Consider the following 17,290-nt stretch of genomic DNA (forward strand, 5'->3'; position numbering starts at 1 on the left):
CCGAGGCCTTTGCGCCCCCTGTCCCCTGTCCCCTGCGCCCCGCCCTCACCCCTACCGATTCACGGAGGTCCCTCATGGAGGACTACGCACTCGAGGCCGTCGAGCGGCTCACCACCCGTCCCGCCGAGCCCTACGACACCCTGTCCGTCGCCCCGATCACCCCGCTGCTGGGCGCGGAGGTCACCGGCCTCGACCTGTCCCGGGAGCTGACGCCCCAGCAGGAGAAGGAACTCAAGCACGCGTTCCAGACCCACCACGTCCTCGTCTTCCGCGACCAGGACATCACCCCCGAGGAACACAAGCGGTTCGCGGGCGTCTTCGGGGAGCTGCACCCGGTGGCCCTCGCGCCCGAGGGATCCGACCCGTACATCCTGGAGATCAAGGCGACCAAGGAGTCCAAGGCCGTGGCCGGCAACGGCTGGCACGCCGACGGCACCGCCGACGCCGAACCCTCCCTCGGCTCGCTGCTGTACATCACCACGATCCCCGAGGGCGGCAGCGGCGGCGACACCGTCTTCGCCAACATGCACCTCGCCTACGAACTGCTCTCACCGGCGATGCGGACCTTCCTCGAAAGCCTCACCGCCGTACACGACGGATCCCTGCCCTGGACCGCCGCCGGACAGACCCCGCCGCCCGAGTACGAGGTGCCGCGCACCGAACAACCGGTCGTCGCCCGGCACCCGGAGACCGACCGCAGGCTCCTCTTCGTCAACGCCCCCTACACCTCGCACATCCCCCAGCTGTCCCGCACCGAGAGCGACGCGTTGCTCGAGATGCTGTACGCGCACATAGCCCGCACCCCGCTGCTGCACTGCCGGGTCCGCTGGCAGGAGCGCACCCTCGTCCTCTGGGACAACCGCAGCGTCCAGCACCACGCCGTCTGGGACTACTTCCCGCACACCCGCGAGGGCCGCCGGGTCGCCGTCAACGGCAGCCGCCTACAGGCCTGACCCGGTTCCCCCGACGGAAGCGAAGGCGCCCCATGTCCACGACCGCCGCCCCCGAGACGTTCCTCGCCGCGCTACGGAATCCCACGCCCGAACCTCCCCCGGAGGCGCGGCCGGCGTGGCTGTGGGCCGTCGCCACCACCCTCCACGAGCAGTTGCCGAAGGACACGCGGGAGGTATGGGCGACCCGGCTGCACGGCGTGCTGGGCGAAGGCCCGGACACGAGCACCCTTCGCACCGTCCACACCTGGCACGCCGACACGATCCTGCCGCTCCTCTCCGAGACGGCGCACGACGGGGACTCCACGGTGTTCGCGACTCTGACCGACCTGCACCATGAAGCCGCACAGGGGAGGACAGCGGACCAGGACACCTGGAGGACGGCGCTCACCCCGGTGCTCCTGCACCTCTACGACGCCGCGTACGACCGGACGAGCGCGTACACCGAGGCCCACACGGGCGCTCGCGACTACGCGCTGGCCAACGGTTTCTCCGCGACCGAGGCCGACGGATACGGCCACGAGTATGCACGGCTGAGCAGCGACGCGAACGCGCGGGCCTGCGCCGAGGCCCACGCGGAGGCGGTCGGCCGGGCACTGGCAGAGGCGTACGCGACCGACGGGTGCGAGGCGTACGCCGACACGTGTCCGGACGCCCAACTCCGGGCCGCCGTACGGGCCACGACGGAACTGACGGAACTGACGGAACCGGGCGACCCGGTCCCCGCCACGCGCCTGGCCGAGGGACTCCTCGCGGCCCTGAGGGCACACGGTGCCGACCGGAAGCCCGCGAGGTCCCTCGCCTGACGCGCACGACGTCCCACTGTCATCACCCTCCCCGCCGGAGAGGGAACCGGCGACGGATCAGTCCGTCGGCTTCCCGTGCAGAACCTCCAACGCGGTGACGGCCACGTGCAGTTGGGTGCGTTCGGCGCCGGCCTCCAGGTCGGCGCCGAGGAGGCGTTCGATGGTGTGCAGACGCTGGTAGAAGGCCTGTCGGGAGAGCCCTACGCGCTTGGCCGCGATCGACTTGTTGCCGGCGGCGTCGAGGTATTCGCGCAGGGTGCTGAGCAGGTCGCTGCCGTGCCGGGCGTCGTGCTGGACCAGACGCCCGAGCCGATGTTCCACATACTTCTGGACCCGGACGTCGTCGCGCAGGGAGTAGAGCAGTTCCGGCAGGCCCACGTCGGAGGCGACGTGGAAGGGGCGGCTGCGGGAGGTGGGACCGATGGCGTCGGCGACCTCCTCGGCCTCGCGGAACGACCGCGTGACCTGGCTGAGTTCGGTGACACCCGGGCCGACCGCGACGACGGCGTCGTCCCCGAACGTGGCCCGCAGATCGAGGGCGATGCGTTCCACGACGGGCTGCCACGCACTCGCCCGGGCCAGCGCCATGAGCAGTCCGGTACGACGCCCGGACAGGTCTCCCACCAGGGCCTTGACGCCGGACGTGACGAGTCCTTCGGCGAGGTGGGCGCTCACCGTGGTGTCGCCGATCCGCGCCCCTGCGTGGTCGACGACGACTGGGAGGAGCCGATGCCCGGTCGTGGGCAGCCCCAGTGCCTCTGCCCGCAACCGCGCCTCGGTCCGACTGCGATACCGCCAGTGCAACAGATCGAGCAGAACGGAACTGTGCGCCCGCCGATCCCACTCCGGGGCACCAGTGAGCCGGGCCAACGTGAGGGCGGTGGCGGCCTGTTCGAGGATCATCGTGTGTTCGGGACCGAACGGCGGTCCGCCCGTGAGGGGCAGCATGACCAGTCGCCCCCACCGGCTGCTCCGCTCCTCGACCGGCGCGACGAGCCACCCCTCGGGCCCGCTGGCCGCCGCCCGGTCCGGCGTCCCGGCGGCGCGCGAACGACGCGGCCAGGCATCCAGGACCTGTCCGTCCGCGCGCCCGGCCACGGCCCAGCTCACCGCGTGGTGGATCAGGTTCTCCAACACGACCGGACACCCCGAGAGGTCCGAGGCGGTCTGCACGAACTCCTCGGGCTCGGCGCCACGCAGAGTGAGCGACGTGAACAGTTCGTGCACATGCTGGGCGCGGCGCAGCAACTCGCCCTGCGCGTCCAGGATCAGCGCGTGCACGGTCTGGGTCACCTCGATGAACCGCACCCCGCGCGCCAGCACGATCAGCGGCAGATCCCGCTCACTGCACGCCGTGACGAGATCCGGGGGTGCCTGCTGATACCGGCGCCCCAGCTCCACGACCAGCCCCGCCACCCCGACGTCCGCCAACTGGTCGACGTAGCCGCGCAGTTGTGTCGGATCCGACGGATGCGGCATGCCCGTGGTGAGGACCAGCTCCCCACCCTCCAGGAACGAGGCGGGATCGAGAAGCTCGGTGACATGGACCCACCGGACCGTTCGCCCCAACTGCCCCTCTCCGGCGGCGACCCGGGGCAGCCCGGCCGCGATGACGGGAAGTCGCAGCACGTCAGCGACCGTGAGAAACGGCATGGGCGGGGGTTCCTCCGGAGGTGTAGCGGTGTGGTTCCGGAACACTCTGGGGGGTGGGGCGAGGACTGTGCAAGCTCCTCAGAGGGTGCGCCTGTTCGCCGTAGGTTACCTGTTGCGTTGGCGGGTGCGGGTTCGTTGTGGCTGGTCGCGCAGTTCCCCGCGCCCCTGCGGGGCTAAGGTCGGCGTGCGATTAGATCCGCAACCGTAGCGATCGGAGACGTCCGCGAACGCCCACCCGCCTCATGACGATCCGCCAGCCGATAAGCCACGTAAAGTCCCCGCACCCCGATCCACCGCAACGGCTCCGGCTCCCACGCACCAGGCCGATGCCCGGTCCACGGCAATCGAGTCAACCGGGACTCACGCCCCAACACCAGGTCGGTCAAGGTACGGCCGGCCAGATTCGTAGAAGTCACCCCGTGCCCCACATACCCCCCGGCCCAGCCGAGCCCGGACACCCGGTCGAGCCCCACCGTCGCCGACCAGTCACGAGGCACCGCAAGGACCCCGCACCACGCATGGTCGACCCGCGCGCCTGCGGTCTGCGGCAGCACCTTGTACAGGGTCTCGGTCAGCTCGCCGATCGTGCGGTCGGCCACCCGCCCGTCGGAGTCGGTCCGCGACCCGAACCGGTACGGCACCCCCCGCCCCCCGATCGCGATCCGGTCGTCCGGCGTGCGCTGGGCGTACAGATGCCCGTGCGCGGTGTCACCCAGGGTCTCCCGCCCGGCCCAGCCGATCTCCTCCCACACGTCCGGCGCCAACGGCTCGGTGACGATCATTGAACTGTTCATCGGCAGCCAGGCCCGCCGCAGCCCCTTGAGCGACGCGGTGAACCCCTCCGTGGCCCGCAGGACGACAGGCGCGCTCACCGCACCGTGCGCGGTGACCGCCCGCCCCGGCTCGATGACGGTGACAGGGGACTTCTCGTACAGAGTCACACCGAGCCGTACGACCGTCTCGGCGAGCCCGCGCACCAGGGCCGCCGGCTGCAACCGGGCACAGTGCGGCGTCCAGGCGGCCGCCGTCATCCCCTCGATCCGAATGCGCTCCGACGCCTCCTCCGGCGTCAGCATCACCGAGTCCGTGACACCCCACTCGTGGTCGCCCTCCGTCTTGTGCCGCAGCCGGGTCGCCTGCGCCGGGGTCCGGGCCACGCGCAGGGTGCCGCCCTTGACGACGTCGGCGTCGATGCCCTCCCGTTCCGCGACGGCGATGATCTCGTCGACGGCCTCGTTCATCGCGCGCTGATAGTCGAGCACCGCGTCCCGCCCGTACTTCTTGGCGAGCCGGTCACGCGCCCCGGGCACCAGCCCCGACGCCCAGCCGCCGTTGCGCCCGGACGCGCCGAACCCGGCGAACTCGGCCTCCAGGACGGTGATCCGCAACGTCGGGTCGGCCGACTTCAAGTAGTACGCGGTCCACAATCCGGTGAGACCCGCGCCCACGATGCACACATCGGCATCGCGGTCGCCGGGCAACGCCGGTCGTGGAGTGGGGAGTTCGGTGAACCAGTGGGAGATCCGGCCGTTGACCGGGCCGGGCCGGCCGAGCGTGGTCGCGCTCACGGGGGTGTTCCTTTCGAAGCGGCGGGCGTGCGGGTGCCGGGAGGGTCAGACGCCGAGCAGGCCGGGCAGCTCGGACAGGTCCTTGATCTCCTCGTACGGCTGGAACGCGGCCGAGCCGGAGAAGCCGTACCGGTTCACCCAGATCCGCCGCATGCCCGGGTACCGCTTGGTCGGCATGATGTCGTACTCCCAGCCCTGTGCCGTGTGGATGATGTCCTCCGGGCCGCGCCCGGTGGCCTTCATCAGGTACTCGAAGGCCTGCGGCAACGGCTTGTACGCTCCCGCCTGCTCGGCGGTCAGGACGTAGTCCCACTCGACGCCCAGTTCGTCCACGGCGTACGAGATGAGGTCGTCCTCGCTGTTGGAGAGGATGGCGATGTCGTACTCGCTCTTCAACCGGCGCAGCGCGTCCGGGACTTCACGGAACGGCTTGAACTTCGTGATGGCCTCGATCAGGGCTTCGCCGTCCTCGTCCCGGTACTCCAGACCGTGCAGCAGCATGACGTTGCGCAGCGTGCCGCGGACGATCTCGCGGTAGGGGCGGTACGCGTCGACGACGCCCTGGAAACGCATCACGTACGCGTCGTGGTGGAACTGGTCGGCGTCGACGCCGAGTTGGGCGAGCCGGTCCTTGACGATCTCGTGCGTGGCGGCGCGGGTGTCGAAGTTGATGAGGGTGCGGTAGCAGTCGAAGCTGACGACCTTGCGCATGGGTGAACTCCTGGATGAGGGGAGGGTGTTCAGAAAATTCGGTGACTTCAGGGACGGCAACTTCGGTGATTTCAGGGACGGCTGGCGGCCTTGGCCAGACCCACGTCCTTCAGGGCCAGGTCCTTGGTCTCGGGGGCGAGGAAGTACGACACGACGAGTCCCGCCAGCGTGATCACCACCGCGATGCCCAGCGTGCCGCGCACGCCCAGGTCGTCGGCGGCGATGGGGAGGAGGAAGGTGGACGTGGCCGACCCGACCCGGCTCATCGCGGTCGCGATGCCGACTCCCGTGGCCCGCAAATCAGTTGGGAACAGCTCGCTCGGGTAGACGAACTGAAGCCCGCTGCCCGCCGCTTCGAAGAACTGGAACGCGGCGAACAGGGTCACCACCAGGAACGCCCAGTGCAGCGGCAGCACCGCCAGCGCGAGCAGCGAGACGGTGATGCAGGCGAAGGTGCTGATCAGCAGCGGGCGGCGGCCGATCCGGTTGACGACCACCAGGCCGAGGGCGATGCCGGCCACCGCGAGCGTGGTGATCAGCGCGCTCGCGCCGTACGTGCTCTCCACGCCGAAAGCCGACAGCATCTGCGGCTGGAAGGAGCGGACCGCGAAGGCGGGTGCGACCTGACAGATCCAGAAGACGGAACAGAAGACGACGGGGACCGTGTAGCCGCGTTTGAAGATCTCGACGAGGTTGCCGAGACCCGAGCCCCCGCGTTGTTCGCGACGCGGTTCGGTGAGGAGTTCGCCGGCGTCGATGTCGGCGCCCAGGTGTTTGCGTACGACGGCACGCGCCTCGTCCATCCGGCCGCGCGAGGCCAGCCAGCGCGGCGACTCGGGGATGCCGGCCCGGAAGACGAGGAAGACCAGCGCCGGGACCGCGCCGGAGACCAGCATCCAGCGCCAGGCGTCGTCACCGAGACCGGTCAGCGCCCAGCCCACCCAGTAGCTCACGCCGTAGCCGATCCACCAGGCCAGCACCAGGCCGGACAGGGCCGGGCCGCGCAGTCGGCGGGGGACCAGTTCGGTGGTGAGGGCGGAGGCGATGGGGTAGTCGGCGCCGATCGCGACGCCGATGAGCAGCCGCAGCACCACCAGCTGCCAGGCCTCCGCGACGAAGAACTGCAACGCCGAGAAGACCACGAACGCGGCCAGGTTGAGGACGTACATGAGATGGCGGCCGACCCGGTCGGTGATCGGCCCGAAGACCGCACCGCCGATGAACACGCCGATCAGGACGGACGCGGCGACCAGGCCGGTCCACAGGGTGTCGAGGGCGAGTGCCGGGGTGATGAGGCCGAGGGCGACGCCCATCACGCCGAGCAGATAGCCGTCGCAGAACGGGCCGCCCATGGCGACCGCCATGATCCGGCGATGGAAGGAACTGACGGGCGCGTCGTCGAGCGACGAGCCCCCTTCGGTGGTGGAGGACGAGGTCACGGACATGCTTGAGGCTCCTGGGGACGCGGGGGCTGCCGGGGGACGCGCGCCGGCAGGGGGACCGGAGCGGAGGAGGGCTTGCGTCAAGCATTCGAATGCGTACGCCGCTGTACGCCGGAGGAACCGACAGGTCACCGAGGTGGGACGAGAGGCGGTGAGGCGGTCCGGGGTTGGCCAACACCTTGGTTCAGTGCGCGGCCACCGTCAATGAACACCGTGTTCGCTTCGCCACCGGCGGGTGGACAGTGTGTTCCGCGGACGCGGTCCGGTTGACAGACCGTCCACACCGGGCGGGCCGGGCGAACACGTTGACCGTTGCCCCTCCCGGCGCACCGCCCACAGGGTGAGAGATGTCCCCCGCACCTCCTCACGTCGTGGGAGAACCGCCGTATGAGCCACCTGTCCGAGCACCTGCGCCAGGCCACACCGGTCGTCGTCGAACGCGGCGAGGGGGTGCATCTCTTCGGCACCGACGGCCGCCGCTATCTGGACTTCACCGCCGGCATCGGCGTCACCAGCACCGGGCACTGCCACCCCAAGGTGGTCGCCGCCGCGCAGGAGCAGGTCGCCACGCTGATCCACGGCCAGTACACGACGGTCATGCACCGGCCGTTGCAGCGCCTGGTCGAACGGCTGGGCGCGGTCCTGCCCGAGGGGCTCGGCAGCCTCTTCTTCGCCAACTCCGGAAGCGAGGCCGTCGAGGCCGCGCTGCGGCTCGCCCGCCAGGCCACCGGCCGCCCCAACGTCGTCGTCTGCCAGGGCGGTTTCCACGGCCGTACGGTCGCCGCCGCGTCGATGACCACCTCCGGCGCCAAGGTGCGGACCGGGTTCGGCCCGCTCATGGGCGGGGTCGTCGTCACCCCGTTCCCGCACGCGTTCTACTACGGCTGGGACGAGGAGACGGCGACCCGGTTCGCGCTGCGCGAGTTCGACCAGCTTCTCCAGACCGTCTCCGATCCCGACGACACGGCCGCGATCTTCGTCGAGCCGGTCCTCGGCGAGGGCGGCTACGTCCCCGCCAACTCCGCCTTTCTGCAAGGACTTCGGGAACGCGCGGACCGGCACGGCATCCTGCTCGTCCTCGACGAGATCCAGACCGGCGTCGGCCGCACCGGCCGCTTCTGGGGCCACGACCACTTCGATGTCCGCCCCGACATCGTCATCACGGCCAAGGGCCTGGCCAGCGGCTTCCCGCTGTCCGGCATCGCCGCCTCCGAAGAGCTGATGCGGAAGGCTCGCCCCGGTTCGCAGGGCGGCACGTACGGCGGGAACGCGGTCGCCTGCGCGGCGGCCGTCGCCACGCTCGACGTCGTCGAGGAGGAGAACCTGGTCGCCAACGCCGCCACCATGGGCGCCCGGCTGCGCGCGGGCCTCGACGAGGTCGCCGCGAAGAACCCCGCGATCGGCGATGTCCGCGGTCTCGGCCTGATGCTGGCGAGCGAGTTCGTGACGGAGGCGGGCGAGCCCGACCCCGGGGCGGCAACTCGCGTGATGCGTGCGGCAGTTGACGAAGGACTGCTCCTGCTGCCCTGTGGCCCGTGGGGCAACGTGGTCCGCATGATCCCGCCGCTGATCGTCGACGCGGGCTCGATCGACGAGGGGCTGCGCGCCTGGTCGGCCGCCGTCGCGGCGGGCACGGCCGGATGACCGACGCCCGCTCCCTGGTCGACCTGCTGGCCCGGACGGTTCCGGGCCTGGAGGTCGACACGGGGGAGGGGCGGCGCGCCGCGTACGCGTACGACGCGTCCAACTACCGCGTGCCGCCCCTCGCCGTCGCCTTCCCGCGCTCCGCCGAGGACGTGTCGGCGCTCGTACGGGCCTGCCGCGACCTGCGCATCCCGCTCACCGCGCGCGGCGCGGGCACCAGCATGGCCGGCAACGCGATCGGACCCGGCGTGGTCCTCGACTTCTCACGCCACCTGAACAAGGTCATCACGCTCGACCCCGACAGCCGCACCGCCGTCGTCGAGCCCGGCGTCGTCCTCGACGACCTCCAGCGCGCCGCCGCACCGCACGGCCTGTTCTTCGGCCCCGACCCGTCGTCCCACAGCCGCTGCACGCTCGGCGGGATGATCGGGAACGACGCGTGCGGCAACCACTCGGTGCGCTACGGCCGGACGGTCGAGCACGTCGAGGAGCTGGAGATCGTCACGGCCACGGGCGTACGCGCGGTGGCCGGAGCCGGGGGACTGCGCGCGGTCGAGCCCGAGAACGCGGCCGAAATCACCGACCTGGACGCCGAGTTGACCCGGCTTGTCGACGCCAACCTCGCCGCCCTGCGCACCGAACTCGGCCGCATCCCCCGCCAGGTCTCCGGCTACCAGCTCCACCACCTCCTCCCGGAACACGGCCGGCACGCCGCCCGCGCCCTGGTCGGCACCGAGGGCACCTGCGTGATCGTCACCCGCGCGACCGTACGACTGCACCCCGTGCCCGCCGCCACCACACTGCTCGCACTCGGCTACCGGGACGTCGTGGACGCGGCCATGGACGTCCCGGCGATCCTGCGCCACCGGCCCACCGCCGTCGAGGGCATGGACGAGGCCATCGTCGCGACCCTCCGCCACCGACGCGGCCCGCACGCTGTCACCGGTCTGCCCGAGGGCGCCGCCTGGCTCTACGTCGAACTCGACGGCACCGACCAGACCGACGCCGACGCACGGGCCGCCGACGTCCTCGCCGAACTCCGCGCCGGGGAACGGATGGTGGCGGGCCGCGTCATCGACGACCCCGCCGAACGCCGCTCCCTGTGGCGCGTACGCGAGGACGGCGCCGGACTCGCCGCCCGGCTCGTCGACGGCGGCACGTCCTGGCCTGGCTGGGAGGACGCGGCCGTCGATCCGCACCAACTCGCCGACTACCTGCGGGACTTCCGCACCCTCCTCGCCAAGCACGACTTCACCGGCGTGCTCTACGGCCACTTCGGCGCGGGCTGCGTCCACGTCCGCATCGACTTCGACCCCGCGACGTCCGAGGGCGCCGCCGCCATGCGCACCTTCCTGACGGAAGCCGCCACGCTGGTCGTCGCGCACGGCGGCACCCTGTCCGGCGAACACGGCGACGGCCGCGCCCGCAGCGAACTCCTCGCCACCATGTACAGCCCGCGCATGCGCGCCGCGTTCGCCTCCTACAAGCGGGTGTACGACCCCGACGGCATCCTCAACCCGGGAGTCGTCGTGGACCCCGCGGCCGTCGACGCCGACCTCGCGCTGTACCCGATCAGCTCCCGTGCGCCGGTCAACTCCCTTGTGAGGGAAGGGGGTTTCACCTTCCCCGACGACCCGGGCGGCCTCGCCGAAGCGGCGAGCCGGTGCATAGGCGTGGGGCGTTGCCGCAGCGACACCGGCGGAGCCATGTGCCCCAGCTATCGCGCCACCCACGACGAACGGGACTCCACGCGGGGCCGCGCCCGGCTGTTGCAGGAGATGCTGCGCGACGGCCCCGGCACCGTGATCACCGACGGCGGCCGCTCGACGGAGGTACGGGACGCCCTCGACCTGTGTCTGTCCTGCAAGGCCTGCGCCGCCGACTGTCCGGTGGGCGTCGACATGGCGACGTACAAGTCGGAGTTCCTGCACCGGCATTACCGTCGCCGGCTGCGCCCGCTGAGTCACTACAGCCTGGGCTGGCTGCCGTGGTGGACGGCGCTGGCCCGCTGGTTCGCCCGCCCCGTGAACGCCGTGCTCGGCGGACCGCTGGGCCGGCTGGTCGCACGGCTCGGCGGGGTGACCACCGAGCGTGCCCTGCCGCGCTTCGCCCGACGCCGTGACCTCCCAGCACAGCTGCCCCCGCAACCGCCAACCCCGGCCGCCGTCCTCCTCGTCGACTCCTTCACCCGTGCCTTCCGCCCCGACGTCGCCGGAGCCGCCGCCCGCGTTCTGGCCGACGCCGGGGTCCCCGCGACCGTGCGCGACGGACTGTGCTGCGGGCTCACCTGGATCAGCACCGGCCAACTCGGCATCGCCCGGCGCGTGTTGACCCGCACCGTCGAACGACTCGACGCCGAGGGCTCGGGCGAGTTGCCCATCGTCGTTCCCGAACCGAGCTGCGCGGCCGCACTCCGCCACGACGCACCCGCCCTCCTCGGCACGTACACCGCACGCCGGGTCGCCGCACGCGTCCACACCTTCTCCGGCGCGCTGACCGAACTCGCCGACCCCGACTGGAAACCCGAGGCCGTCCCCGAACACGTCACACTCCAGACCCACTGCCACGAGTACGCCGTCTTCGGCGAGACCACGCAGAGCACACTGCTGCGCCGCCTCGGCGTCGGACAGGTCGACGAGGCGAACGGCTGCTGCGGTCTGGCCGGCAACTTCGGCTTCGAGGCCGAGCACTACGACACATCGATGGCTGTCGGCGCCCTCTCGCTCGCCCCGAAGCTCGCCGCGCTCGACACGAACGCCACCGTCCTTGCCGACGGCTTCAGTTGCCGTACCCAGGCGGCCCATCTGACCGGCCCGGACGGCCCGCAGGCCCGGCACCTGGCCCAACTGCTCGACCCGAACCCGCCCGGAGGCACCCGCTGATGACCACCACCACGTCTACGTCCACGTCTGCCGTCGACACCGTGTCCGTCGTCGAGACCGTCCCCAAGCAGCTGTTCATCGGCGGGAGTTGGCAGGACGCGAGCGACGGCGGCCGCTTCGCCGTCGACGACCCGGCGACCGGCGGACGGCTGTGCGAGGTCGCCGACGCCTCACCGGCCGACGGGCAACGTGCCCTCGACGCGGCGGTGGCGGCACAGGGGGCCTGGGCGGCGACCGCACCCCGCGCGCGCAGCGAGATCCTGCGCCGCGCCTACGAGATCATCCTCGAACGGCGGGAAGAACTCGCCCTGTTGATGACCCTGGAGATGGGCAAGCCCCTCGCGGAGGCACGCGGCGAGGTCGGCTACGCGGCGGAGTTCTTCCGCTGGTTCTCCGAGGAGGCCGTACGGATCGACGGCGGGTTCACCCGGACCCCCGACGGAGCCAACCGCGTCCTGGTCATGCGGCAGCCGGTGGGCCCCTGCCTCCTCATCACCCCGTGGAACTTCCCCCTTGCCATGGGCACCCGCAAGATCGGTCCCGCGATCGCGGCGGGTTGCACCATGGTCCTCAAGCCCGCCCCGCAGACTCCGCTCTCCAGCCTGGCCCTCGCCGGGATCCTCACCGAGGCAGGCCTTCCGGAGGGCGTCCTCAACGTCGTGACCACGACCGACGCCGCCGGAGTGATCGAGCCCCTGCTGCGCGGCGGAGGAGTGCGCAAACTCTCCTTCACCGGCTCAACTCAGGTCGGACGGCTGCTCCTTGCCCAGTGCGCCGACACCGTCGTCCGCACCTCCATGGAGCTGGGCGGCAACGCGCCCTTCATCGTCTTCGAGGACGCCGACCTCGACCGGGCCGTCGAGGGCGCCATGGTCGCGAAGATGCGGAACATGGGCGAGGCGTGCACCGCAGCCAACCGCTTCTTCGTGCACCGCGCGGTCGCGGACGCGTTCGCCGCGCGGCTCGCCGAGCGGATGTCCGCACTCGCCGTCGGTCCCGGCACCGAACCCGCCTCCCAGGTGGGCCCGTTGATCGACGCCGCCGGACGCGCCAAGGCCGACGGCCTCGTCCAGGACGCCGTGACACGCGGCGCCAAGGTGCTGACCGGCGGCGAAGTCCCGGACGGGCCCGGCCACTTCTACCCGCCGACAGTGATCACCGAGGTCCGCCCCGACTCGGACCTGATGCGCGCGGAGATCTTCGGCCCGGTCGCCGCGATCCTCACCTTCGACACCGAGGACGAGGTCGTCCGCGCCGCCAACGACACCGAATGGGGCCTGGTCGGCTACCTGTTCACCCGCGACCTCGACCGCGCCCTGCGCGTGGGGGAGCGGCTGGAGACCGGCATGGTCGGCATCAACACCGGCCTGGTCTCCAACCCCGCCGCGCCCTTCGGCGGCGTCAAGCAGTCCGGTCTCGGCCGCGAGGGCGGACGGGTCGGCATCGACGAGTTCCTGGAGTACAAGTACCTCGCCATCCCCGTGGTTCCCGTGGCGGCGGACGGCCGTGGCTGACCGGCTCGTCGTCCTGCACCAGGGCACCCTGCCACCGAACGCCGAACCCATCGAAGCGCTCGCGGACACGGTGTACGCCACCGAGGAGGAACTCCCGCTCCTCCTGCCCGGCGCGGACATCCTCCTGTGCTGGCACTCCATCACCCCGGCGGTCGCGGCGAGTTGGCCGAAGGACCCGGCGTTGGCCCCCGGCTGGGTCCACGTGGCCGCCGCCGGGGTGGACTCGCTGCTCTTCCCCGCACTGGTCGACCACCCGGACGTAGTGCTCACCAACTCACGGGGCGTCTACGACCGCGCCATCGCCGAATACGTCCTCGGCCTGATCCTCGCCCTCGCCAAGGACTTCCCCGGCAGCTGGGAACACCAGCGGCGCCGCGAGTGGCGCCCCCGGGACAGCGAACGCATCGGCGGCCGTACAGCACTGGTGTGGGGGACCGGACCCATCGGCCGTGCCGTCGCCCGCATGCTGCGCGCCGTCGGCATGCGGGTCTGCGGCGCCGGACGCACCGCACGCGCCGACGACCCGGACTTCGGGACGGTGCACGAGGGCACGAGCCTGCGGGGAGCGCTGGCCGAGGCGGACTACGTGATCCTCGCGGCCCCGCTCACCCCGGCCACCCGCTGCATGGTCGACGCCTCCGCCCTCGGCGCGATGAAACCCGGAGCGCGGCTCGTCAACATCGGCAGGGGCGGCCTCGTGGACGAAGAGGCGCTCGTCAAGCACCTCGCGGACGGGCGGCTGGCCGGAGCCGCCCTGGACGTCTTCGCCCAGGAGCCGCTGCCCGCCGCCTCACCGCTGTGGGACCTGCCCGGCGTGATCGTCTCCCCGCACACGGCGGGCGAAGTCACCGGCTGGCGCGGCGAGTTGGCGGACCTGTTCCTGGAGAACCTCACCCGGAGGGCGGAGGGCCGGCCCCTGCGGAACGTGGTCGACAAGGAGAAGGGCTACGTCAGGGACGCAACCGCCGTGGAGTCGCGCTGAGTTCGGCGGCCGGCGGTCGCCATCCGGCCTCACCCGCCCATGCGCCGCCCGGCGATCTCCGCGGCCGTGTCCGCCACCAACCGCCCCCATTCGGGGAGCCGTTCGGCGTCGTACCGCGAGTCCGGCATGGAGATGACCACGGCGGCGAGCGGTGTGCCGCTCTCGTCGAGGATCGCGGCGGCGAGCGCGCACACGTCCGGCCGGTACTGGTTGCGGTTGACCGCGTAGCCGTCGGTCCGCACGCGCTCCAACTCGGCCCGCAGCAGGCCGGGTTCGGCCGGAGTGGACTCGCTGTAGCTCTCCAGCCCGCGGTCGATCAGCTCGTCCACGTCGGCCCTCGGCAGATGGGCGAGGATCGCACGGCCCGTGGCGGTGGCGTGCAGCGGTGAGGTGTCGCCGATGGTGTGGAACGTCCGTACCGCGTGATCGCAGTCCACCCGGTCCACGACCACCATGCACTGCAACGCGTCCGGGACCGAGAGGTGAATGGTCTCGTTGACCGCGTCCCGCAGCCGGATCATGGGTTCCCTCGCGGCTGCGAACAGACTCGACCCCTGGAGCGCCGCCGGCCGTACGGCCAGCACCCGGGCGCCGATCTCCCAGCGCGTGGTGTCCTTGCGGTTGGCCCGCAGCCACCCCGCCTCGTTCAGCGTGACCAGCGTGCGCTGCACCGTCGACTTGGGCAGTCCGAAGAGCTTCGTCAGTTCCCCCACCGTCACCGGCTGGTGCTGGGCCACCGCCTCCAGGATGCGCAGTGACCTGGTGACGCTCTTCATTTCCATCTGGTTTCCCCCTGTTAATCCTGCGAATGGTCTGACGACAACCTCTTGACCCCCGTCAGCGGCACTGCCATTCTCGTGCCAGATTCTAGCACAGCGTGCCACATTGTGGCACGGACTTCGGAGAAAGGGATCCCGCGTGGCAGCCAGGAAGCGCGTCGCCGTCGTCGGCGTCGGAACGATGGGCAGCCAGGCCGCCTGGCGTCTGGCGGCCCGCGGAGCCGAGGTCGTCGGGTACGACCGCTTCGCCCCGGGCCACGACCGTAGCGCGGCCGGCGGCGAGACCCGGATCTTCCGCAGCGCCCACTTCGAGGACTCCCGCTATGTCCCGCTGCTCAAGCACGCCGACACCCTGTGGGAGCGGCTCCAGCACGAGACGGGCCGCGAACTGCGCCGCCTGACAGGCTGCCTGCTGATGGGCCCCACGGAACACCAGCAGATGGCGACCGTCCTGGAGTCCATCGCCGAGCACGGCCTCGACCACGAGGTCCTCGACGCCGAGGCGCTCGCCAAGCGCTTCCCGCAGTTCCGGATCGAGGCCGGCGACGCCGCCGTACTGGACCGCCACGCGGGTTTCATCCGGCCCGAGCTGACGATCCTGAGCGCCGCCCGCCGCGCGGAGGAACTCGGCGCCCGCATCCACCGCTACACCCCGGTCCGCGAGATCGTGCCCGTCACGAACGGCGTGGAGATCCGCACCGACACCGGCACCGAACGCTTCGACAGCGCCGTGGTCACCGTCGGCCCCTGGGTGAACGACCTGCTGCCGGACCTGCCGTGGGAGGTGGACATCAGGCGGCTCATCAACGCCTGGTACGTCCCCACCACCGACGGCTGGTCCGGCCAGGAGCGCCCGGCCTTCATCCGTACCGCACCCACCCACTGCTACGGCCTGCCCTCCCCGGACGGCGTCTCCGTCAAGCTCGGCCTCTCCCGCGCCCTGCACCGCCCGGCCGGCGACCCGAACCGACTCGAACGGGCCGTGGAACCGGGGGAGTTGGACATCTTCACCGAACTCCTGAGCCGGTACATGCCGGACCTGCACCCCGATCCGATCCGCCTCTCCGTCTATATGGAGGGCTACACGGAGAGCAGCCGCCCGCTCGTCGGCCCGCTGCCGGGTCACGACGACGTGGTGCTCCTCGCGGGGTTCTCCGGCCACGGCTTCAAACTCTCGCCCGCCATGGGCGACATCGCCGCGGACCTGGCGCTGGAAGGCGCCTCACCGCAGCCCATCGACTTCATCTCCACCCTCGACCGAGCGGACGCGTGAGCGCCATGACCGACCACGACCCGCTGACCGTGGGCACACTGAGTGCCGCGCCCGGCACCAGGACCCGCGGCACCGTCCCCGCCGACCTGGGCACCCTCACCGTCGACATCCCCCTGACTCTGGTCAACGGCGCCCACCCCGGCCCCCGCGTCCTGATCACCGCGGGCGTCCACGGCGGCGAGTTCACCGGCATCGACGCGGCCACCCGGCTCGCGTCACTCCTCGAACCCGCCCTGGTCCACGGCCAGTTGATCGTCTGCCCCGTCGCCAACCCCCCGGCCGTCTACCAGGGACGGCTAGGAGTCTCCCCGCTCGACGGCGTCAACATCAACCGCGTCTTCCCCGGCGACCCCGAAGGCGGCCCCACCGAACGGCTGGCCGCCTGGCTCTTCGCCCACCTGCTGGACGGCGCCGACGCCTACGTCGACCTGCACGCCGGCGGCATCGACGAGGTCCTGCGCGACTTCGTCGGCCACCGCCTCACGGGAGACACCCAACTCGACACGAAAACGGCCGACTTGGCCCACTCGCTCGGCATCGAGGACGTCATCCTCGGCCTCGACGCCACCGGCGGCAACAGCCACGCGGCCGCCGCCCGCGCCGGCGTCCCGGCGATCCTCGTCGAGACCGGCCAGCTCGGCGAACGCGACGCGGACACGGCCACCCGTCTCGTCGAGAGCCTGTGCGCACTGCTGCGCGGGCTCGGCGTCCTCGAAGGGGAGAACCCGCCGGCCGCGCCCACCCCCGTACGCGAATGGATCTGGGCCACCGGCATCACCGCCGAGCAAACCGGCCTCTGGTACCCGCAGTTCACCGCCGGCGACGACGTGACCGAGGGCCAGGTCATCGGCCACATCATCGACCCGTCCAACGGCCAGGAACACAAGATCCACACCCCGACCGGCGGCCGAGTCTTCTACGGCATGCACGCCCTGACGGTAGCCCCCAACACCGAACTGGCCGCCATAGCCGTCCCCCGCGCGGGAAAAGGAACCGCGCAACCCAAGGAACGTCAGTCCCCGATAAGGGCGTCAACAAACGCCTCCGCATCGAACGGCGCCAGATCGTCCGCACCCTCTCCAAGGC

Annotated in this window: 12 protein-coding genes and 1 pseudogene; 8 read left to right on the forward strand and 5 right to left on the reverse strand. The window is 71.4% G+C overall.

Annotated elements, in window-relative coordinates:
* The first annotated feature begins 74 nt into the window (after positions 1-74).
* A complete protein-coding gene (locus ACNFOC_RS34680; protein WP_416963013.1) occupies positions 75-953 on the forward strand; it encodes a TauD/TfdA dioxygenase family protein in 879 nt (292 codons plus the stop codon).
* Positions 954-985: 32 nt separating this feature from the next.
* Positions 986-1,756, forward strand: a complete 771-nt coding sequence (locus tag ACNFOC_RS34685; RefSeq protein ID WP_416963014.1) for a hypothetical protein — start codon at positions 986-988, stop codon at positions 1,754-1,756.
* Positions 1,757-1,813: 57 nt separating this feature from the next.
* Here ACNFOC_RS34685 and ACNFOC_RS34690 read toward each other — a convergent pair whose 3' ends face one another.
* From ACNFOC_RS34690 to ACNFOC_RS34705, 4 genes are all read right to left on the reverse strand, one after another.
* A complete protein-coding gene (locus ACNFOC_RS34690; protein WP_416963015.1) occupies positions 1,814-3,409 on the reverse strand; it encodes a PucR family transcriptional regulator in 1,596 nt (531 codons plus the stop codon).
* Positions 3,410-3,582: 173 nt separating this feature from the next.
* Positions 3,583-4,977, reverse strand: a complete 1,395-nt coding sequence (locus ACNFOC_RS34695; RefSeq protein WP_416963016.1) for an NAD(P)/FAD-dependent oxidoreductase — start codon at positions 4,975-4,977, stop codon at positions 3,583-3,585.
* A 45-nt stretch (positions 4,978-5,022) separates the two neighbouring features.
* Positions 5,023-5,688: an HAD-IA family hydrolase gene (locus ACNFOC_RS34700; RefSeq protein WP_416963017.1), complete on the reverse strand. Its 666-nt coding sequence runs from the start codon at positions 5,686-5,688 to the stop codon at positions 5,023-5,025.
* Positions 5,689-5,759: 71 nt separating this feature from the next.
* Positions 5,760-7,133, reverse strand: a complete 1,374-nt coding sequence (locus ACNFOC_RS34705) for an MFS transporter (protein WP_416963018.1) — start codon at positions 7,131-7,133, stop codon at positions 5,760-5,762.
* Between the two features lie 384 nt (positions 7,134-7,517).
* Here ACNFOC_RS34705 and ACNFOC_RS34710 point away from each other — a divergent pair, with 384 nt between their 5' ends.
* Genes ACNFOC_RS34710 through ACNFOC_RS34725 form a run of 4 tightly spaced genes read left to right on the forward strand, consistent with a single transcriptional unit; the run spans position 7,518 to position 14,152 of the window.
* A complete protein-coding gene (locus ACNFOC_RS34710; protein ID WP_416963019.1) occupies positions 7,518-8,774 on the forward strand; it encodes an aspartate aminotransferase family protein in 1,257 nt (418 codons plus the stop codon).
* On the forward strand, positions 8,771-11,656 hold the full coding sequence (locus tag ACNFOC_RS34715) for an FAD-binding and (Fe-S)-binding domain-containing protein (protein ID WP_416963020.1): 2,886 nt from the start codon (positions 8,771-8,773) through the stop codon (positions 11,654-11,656). Before ACNFOC_RS34710 ends, ACNFOC_RS34715 begins: the two co-directional genes overlap by 4 nt.
* A complete protein-coding gene (locus ACNFOC_RS34720) occupies positions 11,656-13,170 on the forward strand; it encodes an NAD-dependent succinate-semialdehyde dehydrogenase (RefSeq protein WP_416963021.1) in 1,515 nt (504 codons plus the stop codon). Before ACNFOC_RS34715 ends, ACNFOC_RS34720 begins: the two co-directional genes overlap by 1 nt.
* Positions 13,163-14,152, forward strand: coding sequence for a D-2-hydroxyacid dehydrogenase (locus ACNFOC_RS34725; RefSeq protein WP_416963022.1), 990 nt, complete (start codon positions 13,163-13,165; stop codon positions 14,150-14,152). Before ACNFOC_RS34720 ends, ACNFOC_RS34725 begins: the two co-directional genes overlap by 8 nt.
* 29 nt (positions 14,153-14,181) lie before the next feature.
* Here ACNFOC_RS34725 and ACNFOC_RS34730 read toward each other — a convergent pair whose 3' ends face one another.
* Positions 14,182-14,928 (reverse strand): IclR family transcriptional regulator, encoded by a 747-nt coding sequence (locus ACNFOC_RS34730; RefSeq protein WP_416963024.1) that lies wholly within the window; start codon positions 14,926-14,928, stop codon positions 14,182-14,184.
* Between the two features lie 109 nt (positions 14,929-15,037).
* On the opposite strand from ACNFOC_RS34730, the gene solA reads away from it, so the two are divergent.
* Both solA and ACNFOC_RS34740 read left to right on the forward strand, forming a co-directional pair.
* The gene (gene solA, locus ACNFOC_RS34735; protein WP_416963023.1) at positions 15,038-16,204 is read left to right on the forward strand and encodes an N-methyl-L-tryptophan oxidase; all 1,167 of its coding nucleotides are present in this window, start codon (positions 15,038-15,040) and stop codon (positions 16,202-16,204) included.
* A gap of 5 nt (positions 16,205-16,209) precedes the next feature.
* Positions 16,210-16,842, forward strand: a pseudogene (locus ACNFOC_RS34740) (M14 family metallopeptidase); the annotation flags it as partial.
* Positions 16,843-17,290: the final 448 nt, after the last annotated feature.

Origin of the sequence: Streptomyces colwelliae (assembly GCF_048158785.1) — a bacterium.
GTDB lineage: Bacteria > Actinomycetota > Actinomycetes > Streptomycetales > Streptomycetaceae > Streptomyces.